15 protein-coding genes and 1 pseudogene are annotated in these 19536 nt (G+C 75.2%); 14 read left to right on the top strand and 2 right to left on the bottom strand.

The features are described from left to right. Nucleotides 1-139: 139 nt before the first annotated feature. The 13 genes from ACWGB8_RS01185 (at nt 140) to ACWGB8_RS01125 (ending at nt 17798) form a co-directional block, all read left to right on the top strand. On the top strand, nt 140-946 hold the full coding sequence (locus tag ACWGB8_RS01185; RefSeq protein WP_452208978.1) for an SAM-dependent methyltransferase: 807 nt from the start codon (nt 140-142) through the stop codon (nt 944-946). Then, nucleotides 943-3105, top strand: coding sequence for a putative bifunctional diguanylate cyclase/phosphodiesterase (locus ACWGB8_RS01180; protein WP_452208976.1), 2163 nt, complete (start codon nt 943-945; stop codon nt 3103-3105). Before ACWGB8_RS01185 ends, ACWGB8_RS01180 begins: the two co-directional genes overlap by 4 nt. A gap of 417 nt (nt 3106-3522) precedes the next feature. After that, a complete protein-coding gene (locus ACWGB8_RS01175) occupies nt 3523-4353 on the top strand; it encodes a glycosyltransferase family 2 protein (RefSeq protein ID WP_452208974.1) in 831 nt (276 codons plus the stop codon). Next, the gene (locus ACWGB8_RS01170) at nt 4350-5756 is read left to right on the top strand and encodes a glycosyltransferase family 2 protein (protein WP_452208972.1); all 1407 of its coding nucleotides are present in this window, start codon (nt 4350-4352) and stop codon (nt 5754-5756) included. Before ACWGB8_RS01175 ends, ACWGB8_RS01170 begins: the two co-directional genes overlap by 4 nt. Next, nucleotides 5753-7081, top strand: a complete 1329-nt coding sequence (locus tag ACWGB8_RS01165) for a glycosyltransferase (protein WP_452208970.1) — start codon at nt 5753-5755, stop codon at nt 7079-7081. The genes ACWGB8_RS01170 and ACWGB8_RS01165 overlap by 4 nt, the downstream gene beginning before the upstream one ends. After that, nucleotides 7081-8454 (top strand): lipopolysaccharide biosynthesis protein, encoded by a 1374-nt coding sequence (locus tag ACWGB8_RS01160; protein ID WP_452208968.1) that lies wholly within the window; start codon nt 7081-7083, stop codon nt 8452-8454. Before ACWGB8_RS01165 ends, ACWGB8_RS01160 begins: the two co-directional genes overlap by 1 nt. After that, complete coding sequence (locus tag ACWGB8_RS01155) at nt 8451-9455, top strand: glycosyltransferase family 2 protein (protein ID WP_452208966.1); 1005 nt, start codon at nt 8451-8453, stop codon at nt 9453-9455. Before ACWGB8_RS01160 ends, ACWGB8_RS01155 begins: the two co-directional genes overlap by 4 nt. Beyond that, nucleotides 9452-10264, top strand: a complete 813-nt coding sequence (locus tag ACWGB8_RS01150; protein WP_452208964.1) for a polysaccharide deacetylase family protein — start codon at nt 9452-9454, stop codon at nt 10262-10264. Before ACWGB8_RS01155 ends, ACWGB8_RS01150 begins: the two co-directional genes overlap by 4 nt. Further along, a complete protein-coding gene (locus ACWGB8_RS01145; RefSeq protein ID WP_452208962.1) occupies nt 10257-12353 on the top strand; it encodes a glycosyltransferase in 2097 nt (698 codons plus the stop codon). Before ACWGB8_RS01150 ends, ACWGB8_RS01145 begins: the two co-directional genes overlap by 8 nt. Then, nucleotides 12353-13795 carry a glycoside hydrolase family 16 protein gene (locus ACWGB8_RS01140; protein WP_452208961.1) on the top strand — a complete coding sequence of 481 codons (1443 nt, stop codon included), beginning with the start codon at nt 12353-12355 and terminating at the stop codon, nt 13793-13795. The genes ACWGB8_RS01145 and ACWGB8_RS01140 overlap by 1 nt, the downstream gene beginning before the upstream one ends. Before the next feature lie 100 nt (nt 13796-13895). Further along, nucleotides 13896-15263, top strand: a complete 1368-nt coding sequence (locus ACWGB8_RS01135; RefSeq protein ID WP_452208959.1) for a carboxylate--amine ligase — start codon at nt 13896-13898, stop codon at nt 15261-15263. Beyond that, nucleotides 15260-16465: an FAD-dependent oxidoreductase gene (locus ACWGB8_RS01130; protein ID WP_452208957.1), complete on the top strand. Its 1206-nt coding sequence runs from the start codon at nt 15260-15262 to the stop codon at nt 16463-16465. The genes ACWGB8_RS01135 and ACWGB8_RS01130 overlap by 4 nt, the downstream gene beginning before the upstream one ends. Before the next feature lie 58 nt (nt 16466-16523). After that, nucleotides 16524-17798 carry a hypothetical protein gene (locus ACWGB8_RS01125; protein WP_452208955.1) on the top strand — a complete coding sequence of 425 codons (1275 nt, stop codon included), beginning with the start codon at nt 16524-16526 and terminating at the stop codon, nt 17796-17798. 26 nt (nt 17799-17824) lie between these two features. Here ACWGB8_RS01125 and ACWGB8_RS01120 read toward each other — a convergent pair. Next, a pseudogene (locus tag ACWGB8_RS01120) lies at nt 17825-17953 on the bottom strand (DUF2199 domain-containing protein); the annotation flags it as partial. Between the two features lie 165 nt (nt 17954-18118). Here ACWGB8_RS01120 and ACWGB8_RS01115 point away from each other — a divergent pair. Beyond that, nucleotides 18119-18988 (top strand): AraC family transcriptional regulator, encoded by an 870-nt coding sequence (locus ACWGB8_RS01115; RefSeq protein ID WP_452208953.1) that lies wholly within the window; start codon nt 18119-18121, stop codon nt 18986-18988. Between the two features lie 33 nt (nt 18989-19021). Here ACWGB8_RS01115 and ACWGB8_RS01110 read toward each other — a convergent pair whose 3' ends face one another. Then, entirely contained in the window at nt 19022-19483 is a 462-nt protein-coding gene (locus ACWGB8_RS01110; RefSeq protein WP_452209063.1) for a GNAT family N-acetyltransferase, read from the bottom strand. Nucleotides 19484-19536 lie beyond the last annotated feature (53 nt).

Below are 19536 nucleotides of genomic sequence, written 5' to 3'. Positions count from 1 at the left end.
CCGCTTGCACGCGTTCGGGGTGCGGAGGAGGATCTTTTGTGCTTGTAGTCTCATCAGTCTCAGCTGCCACTACAGGCACTGACCCGGCACCGGACCGCCCGGAGAAGCACCGGACACGACGGAGTGAGGAGTCCTGACGATGCGGCGACCGAACTGGGTACCGGAGGGTACGGACCTGGAGAAGCCGAATGCCGCCCGGGTCTACGACTACTACCTCGGCGGTTCGCACAACTTCGAGGTGGACCGCGAGATGGCCCGCAAGGCCATCGCGCTCTGGCCCGAGCTGCCGCAGATCATGCGCTCCAACCGGGCCTTCCTGCGGCGCGCGGTGCAGTTCCTCGCCGAGTCCGGCGTCACCCGCTTCCTGGACATCGGCTCCGGCATCCCGACCTTCGGGGCCGTGCACGAGATCGCCCGCTCGGTCCGCCCCGACTGCGAGGTCGTCTACGTCGACCACGACCCGGTGGCCGTCGCACACAGCCGGCTGCTGCTCGCCGACGACCCGCAGTCCGTCGTCGTCCAGGCCGACCTGCGCGACCTCGACGACCTGCTGGCCCGCCCCGAGGTGCAGGCCCTGACGGCGACCGGCGAGCCGGTCGCGGTGCTGCTGGTGTCGGTGCTGCACTTCATCACCGACCAGGACGACCCCTGGAAGCTGGTGTCGGTGCTGCGGGACGCCGTCCCGTCCGGCAGCGCGCTGGCCCTCTGCCACGCCTCCCTGGAGGGCCGGCCGGACCAGGCGGAGGACCACCAGCGGCTGTACCGGATGACGCCCACCCCGCTGACCATGCGCAACCGCGACCAGATCACCGCCCTGTTCGACGGCTTCGACCTGGTCGACCCGGGCGTGGTCTACCTGCCGCAGTGGCGCCCCGAGACGCCGGAGGCCGTCGGCGACCACCCCGAGCGGATGACCGGCCTGGTGGGCGTGGGGTTCAAGCGGTGAATGCCGGGCCGGTGCCCGGCGGCCCGGCGGCCGGGGGAGGGACGGCGGGCGGGGGAGGGACGGCGGGCGGGGCGGAGCGCTTCCACGAGGCCTGGGCCCGCCTGCTCTCCACCGACCACGGCGCCGCGGTCCACCCCGGCCTGCTCGGCCGACTGGTGGCCCGCACCGCGGGGCTGCTGCACCGCGCCCAGCAGGACCACCCCTTCGAGTCGGACCTGGCCGCCCAGGCCGGCGCCGAACTCGTCGACGCCCACTTCACCGACCCGCTGGTGCTCGCCCGCGCGGTCGAGCTGCTGCACGCCCACCCGGTCGCCGACGGCCGCGGACCCGAGCTCTGCGGGGCGTTCGCGGCCGGCTGGGCGGCGGCGCTGCGCGAACGCACCCTGCGCGAGCAGGAGGCCATCCGCACCGCCGCCGACACCGCCCGCAAGGAGGCCGAACGGGCGCTGCGCGCCTCCGAGGCCCGCTTCCGGGCGCTCTTCGAGAGCGCGGCCATCGGCATCGGCATCGGCGACACCGACGGCAACATCCTGGCGGTCAACAAGGCGCTCGGCGAGATCTTCGGCGCCGGCCCGGACGACATGCAGGGCCGCCGGGTCGGCGACCTCGTCCACCCCGAGGACACCCCCGGCGTCTGGGAGGCGTACGAGGACCTCATCAGCGGCAAACGCGAGTACTTCCAGTTCGACAAGCCGTACTACCGCCAGGACGGCGAGGTCGTCTGGACCCACCTCACGGTCTCGCTGATCCGCGACGACGACGGCACGCCGCAGTACCAGGTGGCGATGCTGGAGGACATCACCGACCGCTACCGCCTCCAGGAGCGGCTGCGCCACCAGGCCACCCACGACCCGTTGACCGGGCTCCCCAACCGGGCCGCGTTCTTCGAGCGGCTGGAGAAGCTCTTCGAGGAGCCCGAGCCCGGCGCCCGCTTCGGCCTCTGCTACGTCGACCTGGACGGCTTCAAGGTCGTCAACGACAGCCTCGGCCACGACACCGGCGACCAGTTGCTCGCCGCCGTCGCCGCCCGCCTGAAGGCCGCGCTCACCCCGCTCGGCCACCTGGTCGCCCGGCTCGGCGGGGACGAGTTCGTCGTCCTGCTGGAGAACTGCCGGGGCGAGCAGGAGGCCGTCGCCGCCGCCAAGACCGTCCTCAAGGCGCTGGCCGGGCCGGTGCTGATCGGGGATCACAAACTGGCCGTCGGCGCCAGCGTGGGCGTCCTGGAGCGCCGGATCTCCACCACCACCCCCGGCGCCGCCGTCCGGGCCGCCGATCTGACGCTCTACCGGGCCAAGGAGGCCGGACGCGGGCGCTGGACGCTCTTCGACCCGAAGGAGAACGCCCGGGCGGTCAGCCGCTACGCCGTCTCGGTCCGGATGCCCGCCGCGCTGGACCGCGGCGAGTTCTTCATCGACTACCAGCCGCTCTACGCGCTGGCCTCCGGCCGGCTGGCGGCCGTCGAGGCATTGGTGCGCTGGCGCCACCCGCAGCTCGGCGTGCTCGGCCCGGACGAGTTCGTGGCCACCGCCGAGGAGACCGGCCTGATCATGCCGCTCGGCCGCTGGGTCCTGGAGCAGGCGTGCGGTCAGGCCGCCGACTGGGCACGGCGGTTCGGCACCGGGGCCCCGCAGCTGAACGTCAACCTGGCGGTCCGTCAGGCCCGCAGCGCCGCCCTGGTCACCGACCTCGGGCGGATCCTCGACAGCACCGGCATCGATCCGGCCAAGCTCCAGCTGGAGATCACCGAGTCCACCGTGGTCGGCCCCGAGGACGAGGCGCTGCGCACCCTGCACGGCCTGGTCGGCCTGGGAGTCTCGCTCGCCGTGGACGACTTCGGCACCGGCTGGTCCAACCTCGCCTACCTGCGCGACCTGCCGGTCTCCGGACTGAAGATTGCCGGCTCCTTCGTCGGTGACCTGCACGACCCGGCCAAGGACGAGGCCACCGGCTGGCGGATCGTCACCGGCCTGGTGTCGATGGCGCACGCGCTCGGCCTGACCGTCACCGCCGAGGGCGTGGAGACCCGCCGGGACGCCGAACGGCTCCGGGCGATCGGCTGCGACTGGGCCCAGGGCTGGCACTTCGGCCGGCCGGTGCGGCCCGGCGAGATCGCCCGTCGGATCGCCGAGGAGCCGGAGGGCCGCCCGGTCGGCGGTTGACGGACGGCGCCCGCGCGCTCGCCGTCCGTCAACTGCCGTCCGCCCGCTGGACGTCCGGCCGGGAGGCGGCGGGGCTCCGGCTGCGGCCCGGCCCCGAAGGGAATCGGAACAATTCGGACAAAACCCCTTGACGTGGCGGGCGTCACCTGGGCACGATGAGGCCCTGGCACCGAAGCCGCCCCCGGGTGGCGAGCACATCCGCCAGATTCGAACACCGGCGTCCTCCGGACGCCCGAGAGCCTGCGACCCGAGTTTCCCGACCGCCGCTCTCCACCGTTCCGACAGCCGTCACCGGCTGTCTTCCTCCGGGGCCCTGCCCTGCGCCCCGTCGCGCACCGGGCCCGCCCCGTCACAACAGGGGCCCGCGCCGCCCCACGGCCGCGCGCCCGCCGCCTCCCCGCCGAGAGGCCGCCCTCCATGAGCACCACCATGCCCCCCGACGCCCGCCCGTACCCGCCGCCGGACGGCCGGCCCCGCCGCCGGGCCACCGACCGGCAGCCCGAGCACCGGCCGATGCGCCGCTCCGACGACCGCGTCGCCACCCCGCACAGCGTCAGCCTGGTCATCCCCGCCCACAACGAGGCCCGCAACATCCCCTGGGTGTTCGAGCAGATCCCGCGGTGCGTCGACGAGGTCATCCTCGTCGACGGCTCCTCCGACGACGCCACGATCCCGATGGCCCGGCACTGCCTGCCGACCGTCCGCAGCGTCCAGCAGCACGGTCCCGGCAAGGGCAGCGCCCTGCGCACCGGCTTCGAGGCCGCCCGCGGCGACTACGTCGTCATGATGGACGCCGACGGCTCCATGTGGCCCGGCGAGATCCCGCACTACCTGCACTTCCTCGACAACGGGTACGACTTCGTGAAGGGCTCGCGCTGCATCGCCGGCGGCGGCTCGCTCGACCTCACCCGCATCCGCTCACTCGGCAACCGCGTCCTCATCACCGTGGTCAACCGGCTGTACCGGGCCAGCCTCACCGACCTGTGCTACGGCTTCTGCGCCTTCCGCCGCTCCTTCCTGGACGCCCTCGACCTGCGCTCCACCGGCTTCGAGATCGAGGCCGAGATGATCACCCACGCGCTGCGCTCGGGCCTGCGGATGGCCGAAGTGCCGAGCCTCGAACTTCCCCGCCGCAGTGGCCGCTCCCACCTGCACGCCGTCTCCGACGGCCGCCGGGTGCTGAGGACCCTGATCACCGAGCGTCCCGGCGCCCGGGCCTCGGCGACCACCGCCGCGGGGGAGCGATGATGAATGGCTCCGACCGGCGCACCGATGCTGCCTGCCCGCGCCCTGCCGCCCGCGACTCGCTCTACACCCCCGTCCGGGTCGTCGAACTGGACCTGGACGAGCCGAGCGGGCTGCGCTCGCCCGGCGGTCTCGGTACCGTCGACCCGTCCGGCCGCGTGTTGGCGTTGGTGCGACTGCACGGACACCCGCTCGGTCTGGTCACGGCCACCGGCACAGCGGGCGAACCCGCCGCGCTGCGCCGCGCGCTGGTCGACGCCGCCCACCGGGAACTCCGCGTTCCCGCCCTGTCCACCGCGACACCCGCGGCGCGTCCTGGTCGGGTCGGCCGCGCCCGGGTGCCTGCGGGCGACCCCACGGTCTCCGTGGTCGTCTGCACCCGCAACCGGCCCGGACAGCTGCGGCGGTGCCTCGACTCACTGCTGCGCACCCGCTACCCCGCCGTCGAGGTCCTGGTGGTGGACAACGCCCCCGACAGCGACGCCACCGAACAACTGGTGCGCACCCGCTACGCCGGCAGGGCCCGGTACCTGCGCGAGCCGGTACCGGGCCTGGCCCGCGCCCGCAACCACGGCCTCGCCGCCGCGTGCGGCGAGATCACGGCCTTCGCCGACGACGACCTGATCGTGGACGCCGGCTGGGTCGACGCCCTCGCCCGCGCCTTCCGCGCCGACGACCGGATCGCCTGCGCCACCGGCCTCGTCCTGCCCGCCGAACTCTCCACCGCCGCCCAGGCCGCCCTGGAGCAGTACGGCGGCTACGGCCGGGGCTTCGCCGCCCAGGACTGGTCCCTGCGCGAACGCCCCGACGACCCGCTGCTCGGCTTCTCCGTCGGCCGCTTCGGCTCCGGCGCCAACATGGCCTTCCGCACCGCGGTCCTGCGTGCCATCGGCGGCTTCGACCCCGCCACCGGCGCCGGCACCGCCGCCCGCGGCGGCGAGGAACTGCTCGCCTTCTTCCAGGTCCTGCACGGCGGCCACACCGTCGCCTACCAGCCCGACGCCATCGTCTGGCACACCCACCCGCAGGACCCCGACGCCCTCACCCGGCAGGTGTTCAACTTCGGCTTCGGCTTCAGCGCCTACCTGACCGCCGCCGTCGTGCACCGCCCCCGGGCCCTGGCCGACCTGCTGGTCCGGCTGCCCGAGGGGCTCTGGCGCTGGCAGACCGTCCGCCGCCACCGCGCCCGGCGCGCCCCCGTCGCCGAGGAGGGCGCCCTGCTCGCCCTCGGCCGCCGGGAGTTCCGCGGCCTGCTGCTCGGCCCGTTCGGCTACCTCGCCGCCCGCTGGCACGAGCGCGCCCTGCGCACCGGCCGGCAGGGCACCCCGCCCGCGGTGACCGCCCCGCCCACCCCGCACACCGACGGGTGCCCCCACGCCCCGCACACCGGAGGGCGGCCGTCATGAGCCCCGCCACCACCACCCGCCCCGCCGCCCGCCGCACGCCCCGCCCGACCGCCGCGGTGCCCGACCGGGTCCCCGCCGAGGTCGTCGAACTCGACCTCGACGAGAGCGCCGGCCTGCACACCCCCGGCCGCACCGCCCCGGCCCGGCCGCACGGACCCGTGCTCGCCCTGGTCCGCCGCGGCGGCCGACCGCTCGGCCTGGTCACCGCACCCGCCCCCACCGGCCCGGACGCCCCCGGCGGCCCCGGCGCCCAGGACGCGCTGCGCCGCACCCTCCTCGCCGCCGCCCGCCGCGAACTCGACACCGCCCCGGCCGCCCGACCCGTGGCCGACCCCGGAGCGGACACCGAAACCGTCAGCGTCATCGTCTGCACCCGCGGCCGCCCCGACCTGCTGCCCGCCGCCCTCGACGCCCTGCTCGCCACCGACCACCCGCGCACCGAGTTCCTGGTGGTCGACAACGCCCCCACCGACGACAGCGTCCGCCGCCTGCTGCGCACCCGCTACCCCGGCCGGGTCCGCTACCTCTGCGAACCCCTCCCGGGCCTCGCCCGCGCCCGCAACCACGGCCTCGCCGCCGCCCACGGCAGCATCGTCGCCTTCACCGACGACGACGTCCTCGCCGACCCCGGCTGGGTCGCCGCCCTCGCCGCCGCCTTCGCCGCCGACCCGCACACCGCCTGCGTCACCGGACTGGTGGTGCCCGCCGAACTCGACACCGAGGCGCAGGCCCTCTTCGAGCGCTACTGCGGCTTCGGCAAGGGCTTCGCCCCCCGCCGCTGGAACCTCGCCGAGAGCCCGGCCGACGCCCTGCTGCCCTTCGCCACCAGCCGCTTCGGCACCGGCGCCAACATGGCCTTCCGCACCGCCGAACTGCGCGCCATCGGCGGCTTCGACCCCGCCACCGGCACCGGCACCCCCACCCGCGGCGGCGAGGACCTGCTCGCCTTCCTGCGCACCCTCACCGCCGGCCACACCGTCGCCTACCAGCCCGACGCCCTCGTCTGGCACCGCCACCGGCGCACCATGCCCGAGCTGGAGGCCCAGATCCACGGCTTCGGCGTCGGCTTCGGCGCGTACCTCACCGCCGCCGTCGCCCACCGGCCCTCCCTGCTCGCCGACCTGCTGCGCCGGCTGCCCGCCGGACTGCGGCTCAGCCTCGGCCGCGCCCGCACCCGCGGTACCCCCGACCGCACCGGCGCCCGGCGCGACCCCGCGCTCGCCCGGCTCGGCCGCCTCGAACTGCGCGGCCTCGCCTACGGCCCGCTCGGCTACCTGCGCAGCGTCCGCGAGGACCGCAGGATGACCGCGGGAGCCCGGCCGTGATGTCCCTGCTCACCTCCCGCACGGTCCTGAAGGGCCGCAGCTGCTCCTGCCCGCTGCCGCTGCCCTGCCAGTGCAGCTACCGCACGCTCCTGCTCGCCCGGATCCGCGCCGTCCGGCTGCCGCTGGCCGGTGACTCGCTCGTCCGCAACGGCCACCTGCTGGCCGCCAGCTCCGCCGCCGCGGCCGGCCTCGGAGCGCTGTTCTGGCTCTTCTCCACCCGCTGGTACAGCGCCGACAACGTCGGCCTCGCCTACGCCGCGATCTCCGCCGCCGCCCTCCTCTCCGCCCTCGGCCGCTTCAACCTCGACGGCGTCCTGGTGCGCTTCCTGCCCACCTCCGGCCGGCACACCCGCCGCCTGGTGCTGCGCTGCTACGCGGTCAGCGCCGGGGCCAGCGCCCTCGCCGCGGTGGTCTTCCTGCTCATCGTCCCGTGGGTGTCCCCGGCCCTCGGCGGACTGCGCGAGCCCGTCCTCGCGGCCGCCTTCGTCACCGTCACCGCCGGCTACTCGATCTTCGTCCTGCAGGACGGCGCCCTCACCGGACTGCGCCGACCCGGCTGGGTGCTCGGCGAGAACACCCTCTTCGCCGTCGGCAAGGCCACCGCCCTGGCCGTCTGCGCGGCGCTCGCCGTCGGCACCGGCATCATGGTCTCCTGGGCCGCCGCCCTGATCGCGGCCGTCCTCGTCACCAACGTCGTGCTCTTCCGCCACGCCGTCCCCGCCCACCAGCGCCGCGACACCGCCGGCGTCCCCGCCCCGCAGCGGGTCGGCCGCTACGCCGCCGCCGACTACCTCGGCAACATCTCCGGCATCGCCGCCTGCAGCGTCGTCCCGCTGATGGTGCTCGCCGCCCTCGGCGCCGCCCAGAACGCCTACTACTCGCTCGCCTGGGTGATCGCCGACAGCCTCTACATGGCCGCCTACGCCATGGGCAGCTCGCTCGTCGTCGAGGCCGCCCGCGAACCCGAACGGCTCGCCGAGCACGCCCGCCGCACGCTGCGGCACACCCTGCTGCTGGTCGTACCGGTGGTGGCCGTGGTGGTCGTCGGCGCCCCCTGGCTGCTCGCCCTCTTCGGCCCCGGCTACGCCGAGCACGGCACCACCGTGCTGCGCCTGATGGCGCTCTCCGCGCTGCCGACCGCCGTGATCAGCCTGGCCATCAACGTCGCCCGGGTCCGCCGGGCGCTGCCCAAACTGGCCCTGCTGCAGTTCGTCTACGCCGTCCTGGTCATCGGCCTCGCCGCCGTCCTGCTGCCCGTGCTCGGCCTCGAAGGCGTCGGCACGGCCTGGCTGCTGGCCGGCACCGCCCTCGCCCTGCCGCTGCTGGCCGCACTGCCGCGCTGGCTGCCCTCCCCGGATCGGAGCCCGGCATGAACACCGACCCGACGCTCAGCGTCGTCATCTGCACCTACACCCACGACCGCTGGGACGACCTCTGCGCCGCCGTCGAGTCGATCCGCGCCCAGCACCTCCCGCCCACCGAACTCGTCGTCGCCGTCGACAACAACCCCGCCCTCGCCCGCCGGATCACCGCCCGCTGGCCAGACCTCGCGGTCGTCGAGAGCACCGAGGCCCCCGGCGTCTCCGGAGCCCGCAACACCGGCCTCGCGGCCACCGGCGGCGAGATCCTCGCCTTCCTGGACGACGACGCGGTGGCCGACCCCGACTGGACCGTCCACCTGCTGGCCGGCTACCGCGACCCCGCGGTGATCGGCGTCGGCGGCCTGGTCGACTCCTGGTGGGAGGAGGGCCGCCCCGGCTGGTTCCCGCCCGAGTACGACTGGGTGGTCGGCTGCTCCTACCCCGGCGCCGCCGAACAGGGCGTCGCCGTCCGCAACTTCATCGGCGCCAACATGTCCTTCCGGCGCGAGCGGGTGGTCGCCGCCGGCGGCTTCCGCCGCGACCTCGGCCGGATCGGCACCAGCCCGTTCGGCTGCGAGGAGACCGAGCTGTGCATGCGGCTCACCGACCGCAACCCCGGCGCCGTCCTGCGCTACGAACCGGCCGCGGTGGTCCGCCAGCACGTCCCGCCCAGCCGCGGCACCTGGGCCTACTTCCGCGCCCGCTGCTGGGCCGAGGGCCGCTCCAAGGCCGTCGTCGCCCGGCACACCGGCGCCCGCGCCGCGCTGTCCGCCGAACGCCGCTACGTCCGCCGCACCCTCCCGGCCGCCGTGCTGCGCTCGCTGCGCGCGGGCCGGCCCCGGGCCGCCGGCGCCCTCGGCACCGGCGCCGTCCTCGCCGCCGCCGGCTACCTCACCGGACGCCTCGGCCACCGCCCCGCCGCCCCGGCCCGCGCGGAACCCGCCACGGTCGGCGCCGCCACCCCGTCCGGCAGCGCCGCCCGGCCGCCCACCCCGGCCAGGAGCCGGCCATGACCCCCGTGCCGATCTTCCTGTGGCACTCCGTCTCGGACGACCCGCCGCCGTGGATCGCCCCCTGGACCGTCACCCCCGCGGAGTTCCGCCGCCAACTCGACCGCATCGTCGACAGCGGCCTGGACGTCGTCCCGCTGCGCCGCCTGGTCAGCGCCGTCCTCGGCGGCCCGCCGCTGCCGCCCCGGGCCGCCGTGCTCACCTTCGACGACGGCTTCGCCGACTTCTACTGGACGGCCGCCCCGCTGCTCGTCGAACGCGGCCTGCCCGCCACCCTCTACCTCACCGTCGGCGCGCTCCACCCGCCCGGCGGCACCGCCACCGGCAGCCTCTTCCCGCCCGCCGCGATGCTCAACTGGCGCCAGGTCACCACCCTGGACACCCTCGGCTTCGAGATCGGCGGACACTCCGTCACCCACGAGCAGCTCGACACCCTGCGGGCCGCCCGCTGCACCGCCGAGATCGTCGACTGCAAGCACCGCCTGGAGGACGCCCTCGGCCACGAGACCACCGCCTTCGCCTACCCGCACGGCTACTCCAGCCCGGCCGTCCGCCGCCGGGTCCGCGAAGCGGGCTGGACCTCCGCGACGGCGGTCGAGAACAAGTTCAGCTCCCCCCACGACAATGTGCTGCGGCTCTGCCGGCTGATGGTCCGGGCCGACACCCCGCGCCGCGTCTTCGACGACTGGACGCGGGGCCGCGGCCCCCGCACCGGCCCGATCCCGGAAAGTGCCTACACCAGGGTCTGGCGCACCTACCGCCGACTGCGCGTCGCCGTCGGCAGCCCCGTCGGAAGGCCCTCCAATGGCTGACCAGGCGATCCGCAGACCGCGGACGGCGACCCGACTCGCCCCCGCCCGTACGGACCCGACCCGCACGGACACCACCCGACCCGACCCCTCCCGCACGGACCCGACCCGTACGGACCCCGACCCCACCGCACCGCCCGACCCCCGCCCCGGCGTCCGGTTCCGGCGCTTCGGCCGACCGGCCCCCGGCACCCTGTTCGCCCGCCTCGCCCTGCCCGCCGCCCTGGTGCTCTGGGCCGTCTCACTGCCCCGCGTCGACCTCGACGCCATGGGCGACCTCGGCCTCGTCCAGGTGCTGCCGGCCACCTTCTGGGCCGGACTCGCCCTGCTCGCCGCCGGCTTCCTGGCCACCCTGCGCGACCCGCGCAGCCCCCGCCTGTGGCCCGCCGCCCACGTGCTCGGCCTCATCGCGATGCTGCACGCCACCCCCACCCTGCTCTACCCCGAGCTGCGCTACGCCTGGGCCTGGAAGCACGTGATCATCGTCGACGCGATGCTGCGCCACGACGGCCCCGTCCCCAACGCCGGCGAACTCGACGTCTACAACCAGTGGCCCGGCTTCTTCCAGCTCAACGCCCTGCTGGTGCGCGCCACCGGGCTCACCTCCGCCCAGACCTGGGCCACCTGGTACCCGGTGATCGCCAACGTGCTGCTGCTCGGCCCGCTGCTGCTGATCTACCGGGCGGTCACCGCCGAGCGCCGACTGATCTGGGGCGGCGTGTTCCTCTACTACGCCACCGCCTGGATCGGCCAGGACTACTTCTCCCCGCAGGCCTTCGCCTACCTGCTCTTCCTCACCGTGCTCGCCCTGGTCCTGCGCCAGCTGGCCGCCGCCCGCCGCGACCGCGCCCCGTCCGGCGGGCCGGAGGCCGGCGCACGGCCGAAGTCCCGCAGACCGAAGTCCCGCAGGCCGAAGTCCGGCGCACCGGAGTCCGGCCGACCCGACGCCGACCGGCCCGGCCCGGGCCCGGCGCCGGACACCGCGGACAGCGGCGCCCGCGCGCTCACCTGGGGCACCGACCTCTCCGCCCGCGGCGGCTGGCGGATCGGCCCGTTCGCCCTGCTGCTCGTCCTCATCGCGGCGATCGCCTGCTCCCACCAGCTCACCCCGCTGATGCTGATCAGCTTCCTCGCCCTGCTCGCGCTGCCCCGCCGCAACCGCCGGGTGGTGCTGCCCGTCCTCGCCTCGGCCGTCGCCCTCACCCTCGCCTGGAACGCGACCGTCGCCCGCCCGTACATCTCGCGCAACATCAACGACCTGATCGCCGCCCTCGCCTCGCCCGACAACAACGCGCTCCCCGGCCTCCAGCGGCTCGCCGAACCCGCCGCCGGGCAGGTCATGGCCTCCTGGGCCGACCGCGCCCTCACCGGCGCCGTCCTGCTGCTCGCGGTGTACGCCGTGCTGCGCCACCGCTGGGTGCGCCGCACCCCGCTGCCGCTGCTGCTCGTCGCCCCGCTACCGCTGCTGATGGCCAACAACTACGGCGGCGAAATGGTCTTCCGGGCCTACCTGTTCGCCCTGCCCGCCGCCGCCCTGCTGATCGCCACCGTGCTGCTCCCCGCCCGGCGCCCGGTGGTGCGCTGGTGGCTCTCCTGGGCCGCCGTGCTCGCCCTGCTGACCGGGTTCGTCCTCGGCTACTACAGCAAGGAGGACATGAACCGCTTCACCCCCGACGAGGTCGCCGCCCTCACCCAGGTCACCGAACACGCCCCGTACGGTTCCCGGATCGTGTCCGTCACCCCCGACCTGCCCGGCGGCGAGCGGCGCTACGGCGAGATCGAACGCGCCGTCCTCACCCAGAGCGACCCGGACACCAAACGCGCCCTGCTCACCGACCCCGCGACCGTGATCGCCGAGGTCATGGACGACCCGAAGGTCCTCGGCCCCTCGTACCTCGTGCTCACCCGTGCCCAGGCCGCCGAGTGCGAACTCACCGGCGTCTTCCCGGCCGGCACCGTCGACCAGGTCAAGGCCGCCGCCACCGCCTCGGAGGACCTGCGGCTGGTCTACAGCGGACCGGACGCCGTGGTCTACCAGCACAGCGGCCAGATCGAGGACCAGAGCCCCTTCCAGGTGAGGAGCCGGTGGTGATGACCGTCCCGCACCCGCACCCGGCGCCCAGGGCCGTCCTCGCCCTCTCCGGCTGGTGCGCCCTGGCCGCCACGGCCCTCCCTGCCGGGAACCCGCTGCGGGTCGCCGCGGTGCTGCTCTTCCTGCTGACCGCCCCCGGCGCGGCCATGGTGCTCCGCGCCCGTACCGTGCCGGTCCGCTCCGGCGCCCGCTCGGACGTCCTCGCCACCGCGGCCCTCGCGGTCGCGCTGAGCGCCGCCGCCGCCACCGTCACCGCCACCGCCCTGTACCTGGCGCAGGCCCTCACCGTCCCGCGTGCCCTGGGTGCGCTCGCCCTGGTCACCACCCTGCTCGTCGTCCTGCCCGCAGGCCGGCCTCCCCGCCTGCGGCGCCGGGAGCGTACGGCCGGCTCCCGTCGTACGGCGCCCGCCGCGGGGGCGGGGGAGCCGGGGGGACCGGGGGAGCAGGGGAAGCGCGGGGAACAGGTGGAGCAGGGGGAGCGCGGGGAGCAGGGGAAGCGCGAGCTGCAGGTGGAAGCCGGGGAGCCCGGCGAGGCCACCGCCCGCCGGACGCCGGGTCGGGCCCGCCGCACCGCCGTCGGCCTCGCCGCCGCGGCCCTGCTGGCCCTCACCGCCGCATGCTCCGGAGCCGCCGCCGGACCTCACGGCCCCGCCGCCCCAGGCGGGCCGGTCGGCGGCTCCGGTCTCCCCGCCGCAGTCCCGGCCGACAACCCGCCCGGCCCCGGCCCCTGGCGCGAGGTCTTCCGCGACGACTTCACCGCCGGCGACCTCGACACCGCCGACTGGGCCACCTGCTACGACTGGAACCGCCGCGGCTGCACCAACGCCGGCAACGCCGAGGACCAGTGGTACCTGCCCGGCCAGGTCGCCGTCCGCGACGGCGCACTCGTGCTCACCGCCGACCGCAGGACCACCCCCGGCAGCGACGGCATCTCCTACCCCTGGACCGCCGGCATGGTCACCACCGGGCGCGACAACTGGGACGCCACCCCCCGGCACACCTTCACCTACGGCTGGTTCGCCGCCGCGATCGAACTGCCCGACCGGCCCACCGGCTTCTTCCCGGCCTTCTGGCTGATCCCCGAGGCCACCCGCGGCACCCCGCCCGAGATCGACATCGCGGAGTTCCCCAACACCGACCGCTACGTCCACGGCAACCTGCACTGGCCCGCCGCCGACGGCACCGACCGGAGCATCGGACAGAACTACGGCCCGGGCGGCTTCGGCGCCGGCTACCACGTGTACGCCGTCGACTGGCAGCCCGACCGGGTCACCTGGTACGTCGACGGCCAGCCCTGGTTCACCGTCACCGACCCCGCCAAGATCCCCTCGGTCGCCATGGAACTGGTGATCAACCTCGCCGTCGGCTACCTCCAGTCGCCGCCCGCGGCGGTCGGCGAGGCCCAACTGAAGGTCGACTGGGTCGCCGTCTGGCAGCGGTGACCCCGGGCCCCGAACCGCACGACCCGAACCGCACGACCCGAACCGCACGACCCACCGCACCACCCACCGCACCACCGCCCGGCGAAAGGAGGCGATCCCCATGACCCGGCCCGACCTCGACCCGACCGTCCCCGCCCTGCTGGTGAAGATCGGTCGCTATCCGCAATCGCACAGCGCACTCGGAGCCGTCCGCACCCTCGGCCGGCTCGGCGTCCCGGTCCACGCGATGGTCGAGGACCGCCTCACCCCCACCGCCTGCTCCCGCCACCTCGCCGCCGCCCACGTCCGCCCCACCACCGGCCTCGAACCGCCCGCCGTCCTGCTCTCCGCCGTCTGCGGCACCGCCACCGCCGTGCACGCCGCCACCGGCCGCCGGGCCGTCGCGATCACCACCGACGACGAGTCCGCCGTCCTGCTCGCCGAGTACGCCGACGTCCTCTCCCCCCACCTGCTGCTGCCCCGGATCGACCCCTCGCTGCCCCGCCGGCTCGCCGACAAGGGCGGCCTGCACGCCCTCTGCAAGGCCACCGGCACCCCCGCCCCCGCCTCCTGCGCCCCCGCCGACCGCGACGAACTCCTCGCCTTCGCCCGCCGGACCGGCTACCCCCTGGTCCTCAAGAACCTCGGCCCCTTCGCCCGGCTGCGCCACCCCGTCGTCGGCCACACCACCGTCGTCCCCGACGAGGCCGCGCTGCTCGCCGCCCTCGGGCCGGCCGGCCCCGGCACCCCGGGTACGGCGGCCCCGCTCGACGTGCTCGCCCAGGAGTACCTTCCCGCCGAACACGCCGAGGACTGGTTCACCCACCTCTGCTGCGGCCCCGGCGGCCGCACCCTCGCCGTCTTCACCGGCCGCAAACTCCGCTCCTGGCCCCCCGGCGCCGGCGTCACCACCCGGGCCCGGGCGCTGCCCAACCCCGAACTCGCCGAACTCGCCACCCGCCTCTGCCGGCGCATCGGCTACGCCGGTATCGCCGACCTCGACTGGCGGTTCGACCGGCGCGACGGGCGGTACAAGCTGGTCGACTTCAACCCCCGCACCGGCGCCCAGTTCCGCCTCTTCGAAACCACCGGCGGCATCGACGTCGTCCGCGCCCTGCACCTCTCCCTCACCGGCCGCCCCGTCCCGGACGGCCCACAACTCGACCGCGGCTACGGCGTCGGCCAACTCGACCTGCTCGCCGTCACCGCGACCGCCACCGCCGCCCTCGCCCGGCGCCCCATGGACAGCCCCCTGCCCCGCACCGCGCCCCTGCCCCGGTCCGCCCGGCGCACCGAGCGCGCCTGGCTCGCCCCCGACGACCCGCTGCCCGCGCTCGCCGAAGCCGCCCGCTTCACCGTCCGCGTGGTCCGCCACCTCGTTCTCGGCCTCGGCTGCCGACTGCTGCGCACCGCCTCGGCAGCCGTCCGGGCCCTCCGCCGCACCCACCCCCGCCCCGCCCCCGTACCCACCCCAGGAGGTGCATCATGACCAGCACCCGCCCCGTCGTCGTCCTCGGCGCCGGCCCCTACGGACTCGCCGTCTCCGCCCACCTCGCCGCCCGCCGCCTGCCGGTCCTCACCCTCGGCGCAACCATGGAGGGCTGGCGCCGGTGGATGCCGCGCGGCATGTACCTCAAGTCCACCCCGCGCGCCTCCAACATCTCCGACCCCGAGGCCACCCACGGCTACCTCGCCTACCGCGCAGCCCACGGCCTTCCCCCGGTCGGCGACCGGTACGCCATCCCGCTCGCCGAGTTCGTGCGGTACGGCGACTGGTTCCGCGACCAGCGCGTCCCCGCCACCGAGCCCCGCCGCGCCCGCACCGTCGGCCACGGCGCCGGCGGCCCCCGGGTCACCCTCGACGACGGCGAGGAGATCGCCGCCTCCGCCGTCGTCGTCGCGATCGGCCAACGCGCCTTCGCGTACGTGCCCGAGACCTTCGACGCGCTGCGCCCCACCGGCGCCGTCACCCACACCTGCGAGCACGACGACCTCACCTCCTTCGCCGGGCAGCGGGTGGCCGTCGTCGGCGCCGGCCAGTCCGCCCTGGAGAGCGCCGCCCTGCTCGCCGAAGCCGGCGCCACCCCCACCCTCGTCGCCCGCACCCCCCGGCTGCTCTTCGGCGACCCGCCCGACATCGACCGCCCCGGCGACCGCCCGCTCGCCGCCCGGCTCCGCACCCCCGCCTCCGACCTCGGCCCCGGCTGGCCGCTGTACACCTACAGCCACCTGGCCGGCGCCTTCCGGCACCTGCCCGACGACGCCCGCCGCCGCAAGGTCCGGACCGTCCTCGGCCCGGCCGGCGCCTGGTGGCTGCGCGAGCGCGTCGAGGGCCGCCTCGACATCCGCACCGGCACCGCGGTGACCGCCGCCAAGACCGCCAACGGCGAGGTCCGGCTCGAACTCTCCGTCGGCGGGGACCCGTTGGAGGTCGACCACGTCCTCGCCGCCACCGGCTACCGCATCGACGTCGCCGCCCTCGACCTGCTCACCGAAGGCGTCCGCCACGCCCTGCGCCGCGCCCCCACCGGCGCCCCCCGCCTCTCCCGCGGCTTCGAATCCTCCGTCCCCGGCCTCTACTTCACCGGCCTCACCGCCGCCGACACCTTCGGCCCCCCGATGCGCTTCGTCTGCGGCACCCGCTTCGCCGCCCCGCGCATCGCCGCAGCGATCGAGGCCGCGGCACGGTGACGGGGCGCCCTGATGCAGCAGTTGCCCAATGCCGTTGCTGCGTCTACGTTCTGATCCCATGACCATGTCACGCAGGACGCTCGTCAAGGGCCTCGCCGCCGCTCCCGTCGCCGCCTTCGCCGGCTCTGCGCTCGCGCCCGCCGTCGCGGAGGCGGCGACGGTTCCTGCCGGGCAGTTCACGCTCGCCGAGCGGCTGTCGAACGGCCACGGCACGTACGCCTCGCTGGCCGCCGGACTCGCCGCGAGGCTGCCGAAGGTGACCGTGGCCGATGTGCTGGCCAACGCCAACCGGGAGGCGTCGCGGCTGACGTCGGCCCCGGCCGGGGTGGGGGCGTTCCAGGACGGGTTCAGCTGGAACCCGGGGGACCAGGGCGTCGCCGAGTGGATGCCGCAGGGCGTCACCACCAGTGCGGACGCGCTCGGGTCCGGGGTGTGGGGCGGGAAGCGGGTGGTGCTCGTCTCCTGGTACTTCGACACCGACCCGGACGGCAACGGCACGCCGAACTTCCCGATCAACAAGGGGGTCCGGGTCTCCTTCGTCGACTTCACCACGCCCGGCGCTCCCAGGTACCGCCACGTGCTGCTCGTCGAGCCGGTGAAGACGGCCTCGGGTGCGTACAGCTACGCGCCCGTGCAGCGGCACGCGGGCGGCATCCTCTGGTACGGCAACCTGCTGTACATGGTGGACACCACCAAGGGGCTGCGCGTGTTCGACCTCGACACGGTCTTCGAGGTGGCGAGCGGCAAGCCGGACGTCTGCGGCCTCGACGCCGACGGCAAGTACTACGCCTACGACTACCGCTACGTCCTGCCGCAGAGCGGTGCCTACGACAACACCGGCACCCTGCTGCGCTACTCCTGCCTCGGCCTGGACCGCGCGAGCTCGCCCGACAGCCTGACCGTCAGCGAGTACGCGGTGGACCTCGCCGCCCCGGCCGTCGACTACACGGGCACCGGCTGGAACGGCAACGGCACGAGGATCGCCACGCCGAAGGTGGTCCGCTGGAACCTCGACTACACCACCCGCAAGCTGGGCTCCACGACCGCCTCCGAGGCGGTCACCGTCAAGCAGGGCAAGATCCAGGGGGTGGTGTCGCAGCAGCGCAAGCACTACCTCGCCACCAGCAACGCCGGCGCCAACGGCGCGCTCCGCAGCTTCACCTCGGGCGCCGACACCACCGCCACGGTCGCCAAGCTGGCGGTCGGCTGCGAGGACCTGTCGTTCCACAGCTCGGCCACCACCGGCTGGGCGTACGGCGAGTCGGTGATCTGGAACTGCAGCGAGTACGCGGGCAAGCGGTACGTCTACGCGGTGCGCGCCGACGGTTCCTGAGCCCGCGGGGCTGGCCGGCCGGCCGCTCAGCCGCCCAGCAGTTGGGCGGCGAACTCCCGCACCCGCGCCATGGTGATGCCCTCGCGCTGCTCGACGGCGAGCGGGTGGTCGGTCGGCTCCAGCTCGACGAGCGGACGCACACCGACCGCGCGGGTGCGGCGGTGCTGGTCGTGCATGGCCGCAGCGTAGCCCGCCCGTCCGGGCCTGGTCCCCCCGGGGCGGCCGCCGGGACCCGACCGATGCGGGCACGGAGATGTCGGGTGCGGTGGGGGCGGTTCTTCCTACGGTGGTGGCAGTGAAGGAACGGGAGGATCCGCAGGATGCTGGATCGGCTCAACCAGGCCATGGAGCACATCGAACGGCAGCTCGACGGGCCGGTCGACGTGGCGGAGCTGGCGCGGATCGCGGCCACGTCGGAGCACCACTTCCGCCGGCTGTTCTCCGTGCTCGCGGGGATGCCGCTGTCGGAGTACGTGCGTCGGCGGCGGTTGACCGTCGCGGGGGCGGACGTGCTGGCGGGGGAGCGGACGCTGCTGGAGGTGGCGGTGCGCTACGGCTACACCTCGGGTGAGGCGTTCGCGCGGGCGTTCCGGGCGGTGCACGGCATCGGCCCGGGTGAGGCCCGGCGGACGGGGGCGGTGCTGGTCTCGCAGCCGCGGATGTCCTTCCGGCTCGTTGTCGAAGGGAGAAGCAGCATGGAGTACCGGGTTGTGGAGAAGGACGCGTTCCTGGTTGCGGGGCGCAAGGCGCGGGTGCCGCTGGTGTGTTCGGGGGTGAACCCGTCGATCGCGGCGTTCATCGAGAGCATTCCGGCGGAGACGGTGGAGCGGATCGGGGCGCTGTCGGCCGGGGAGCCGGAGGGCATCGTGTCGGTGGTCGACGACATCGACGAGAACCGGACGGAGGGCTCGGACCTCGACTACTACCACGCGGTGGTGGCGCGTTCGGATGCGGCGGTGCCGGACGGCTTCGACACGCTGGCCGTTCCGGCGGGGAGTTGGGCGGTGTTCGACGGCAGCGGGCCGTTCCCGCAGACGCTGGGTGACCTGTCGCGGGACGTCTACACCGAGTGGTTCCCGTCGAACCCGTACGCCGCCCGCCCCGGTCCGGAGATCATGCGGATGCAACTGTCGGCGGACGGTTCGCAGGCCGACGTGCAGTTGTGGATCCCGGTGGAGCGCCAGGGCTGATCCGGGCGGGCTGACCCCGCCGGGAGGCGGTGGTCAGCCGATCCGGCGGGTCAGCACCTGACCGGGCCAGTCCCCGTCCAGGAAGCGGTCGGTGGCGGTGAACCCGTTGCGCTCGTAGAACGCGACGAGTTCGCCGCCGCCGCCCGCCCAGCAGTCGACCCGCAGGAGCGCGACGCCGGCCCGCCGGGTCTCCTCGGCGGCGTGGGCGAGCAGGGCCGCGCCGACGCCCAGCCCGGCGTGGCGGCGGTCCGAGACCAGCAGCCGGACGTACCGCTCGGGTTCGCCGGCCGGGGCGATCGGTAGCTGCGGGCTGGGGCCGGTGTCCAGGACGAGGGCGCCGACGGGTATGCCGTCGAGTTCGGCGAGGTGGGGCTGGTTCTCGGTGAGGTAGCGCGCGACGCGGGCCGGGCCGTCGGGCCGCTGCGAGTACGGGATCGTGCCCCACTGCTGGGTGTTGCCGCGCTCGTTCATCCAGGCGACGGCGGCGTCGAGCATGCCGAGGACGGCCGGGGCGTCGGCCGGTCCGGCGGGCCGGATGTGCAGGTCGC

It is taken from the genome of Kitasatospora sp. NPDC054939 (assembly GCF_053610105.1).
This window is presented reverse-complemented; position numbering and strand designations above follow the sequence as displayed.

What these genes read in the sequence shown, in the direction of transcription:
- ACWGB8_RS01185 (WP_452208978.1), top strand. Translation starts at nt 140, where the DNA reads ATGCGGCGACCGAACTGGGTACCGGAGGGTACGGACCTGGAGAAGCCG.
- ACWGB8_RS01175 (WP_452208974.1), top strand. Translation starts at nt 3,523, where the DNA reads ATGAGCACCACCATGCCCCCCGACGCCCGCCCGTACCCGCCGCCGGAC.
- ACWGB8_RS01170 (WP_452208972.1), top strand. Translation starts at nt 4,350, where the DNA reads ATGATGAATGGCTCCGACCGGCGCACCGATGCTGCCTGCCCGCGCCCT.
- ACWGB8_RS01165 (WP_452208970.1), top strand. Translation starts at nt 5,753, where the DNA reads ATGAGCCCCGCCACCACCACCCGCCCCGCCGCCCGCCGCACGCCCCGC.
- ACWGB8_RS01160 (WP_452208968.1), top strand. Translation starts at nt 7,081, where the DNA reads ATGTCCCTGCTCACCTCCCGCACGGTCCTGAAGGGCCGCAGCTGCTCC.
- ACWGB8_RS01155 (WP_452208966.1), top strand. Translation starts at nt 8,451, where the DNA reads ATGAACACCGACCCGACGCTCAGCGTCGTCATCTGCACCTACACCCAC.
- ACWGB8_RS01150 (WP_452208964.1), top strand. Translation starts at nt 9,452, where the DNA reads ATGACCCCCGTGCCGATCTTCCTGTGGCACTCCGTCTCGGACGACCCG.
- ACWGB8_RS01145 (WP_452208962.1), top strand. Translation starts at nt 10,257, where the DNA reads ATGGCTGACCAGGCGATCCGCAGACCGCGGACGGCGACCCGACTCGCC.
- ACWGB8_RS01140 (WP_452208961.1), top strand. Translation starts at nt 12,353, where the DNA reads ATGACCGTCCCGCACCCGCACCCGGCGCCCAGGGCCGTCCTCGCCCTC.
- ACWGB8_RS01135 (WP_452208959.1), top strand. Translation starts at nt 13,896, where the DNA reads ATGACCCGGCCCGACCTCGACCCGACCGTCCCCGCCCTGCTGGTGAAG.
- ACWGB8_RS01130 (WP_452208957.1), top strand. Translation starts at nt 15,260, where the DNA reads ATGACCAGCACCCGCCCCGTCGTCGTCCTCGGCGCCGGCCCCTACGGA.
- ACWGB8_RS01125 (WP_452208955.1), top strand. Translation starts at nt 16,524, where the DNA reads ATGACCATGTCACGCAGGACGCTCGTCAAGGGCCTCGCCGCCGCTCCC.
- ACWGB8_RS01115 (WP_452208953.1), top strand. Translation starts at nt 18,119, where the DNA reads ATGCTGGATCGGCTCAACCAGGCCATGGAGCACATCGAACGGCAGCTC.
- ACWGB8_RS01110 (WP_452209063.1), bottom strand. Translation starts at nt 19,483, where the DNA reads ATGCTCGACGCCGCCGTCGCCTGGATGAACGAGCGCGGCAACACCCAG.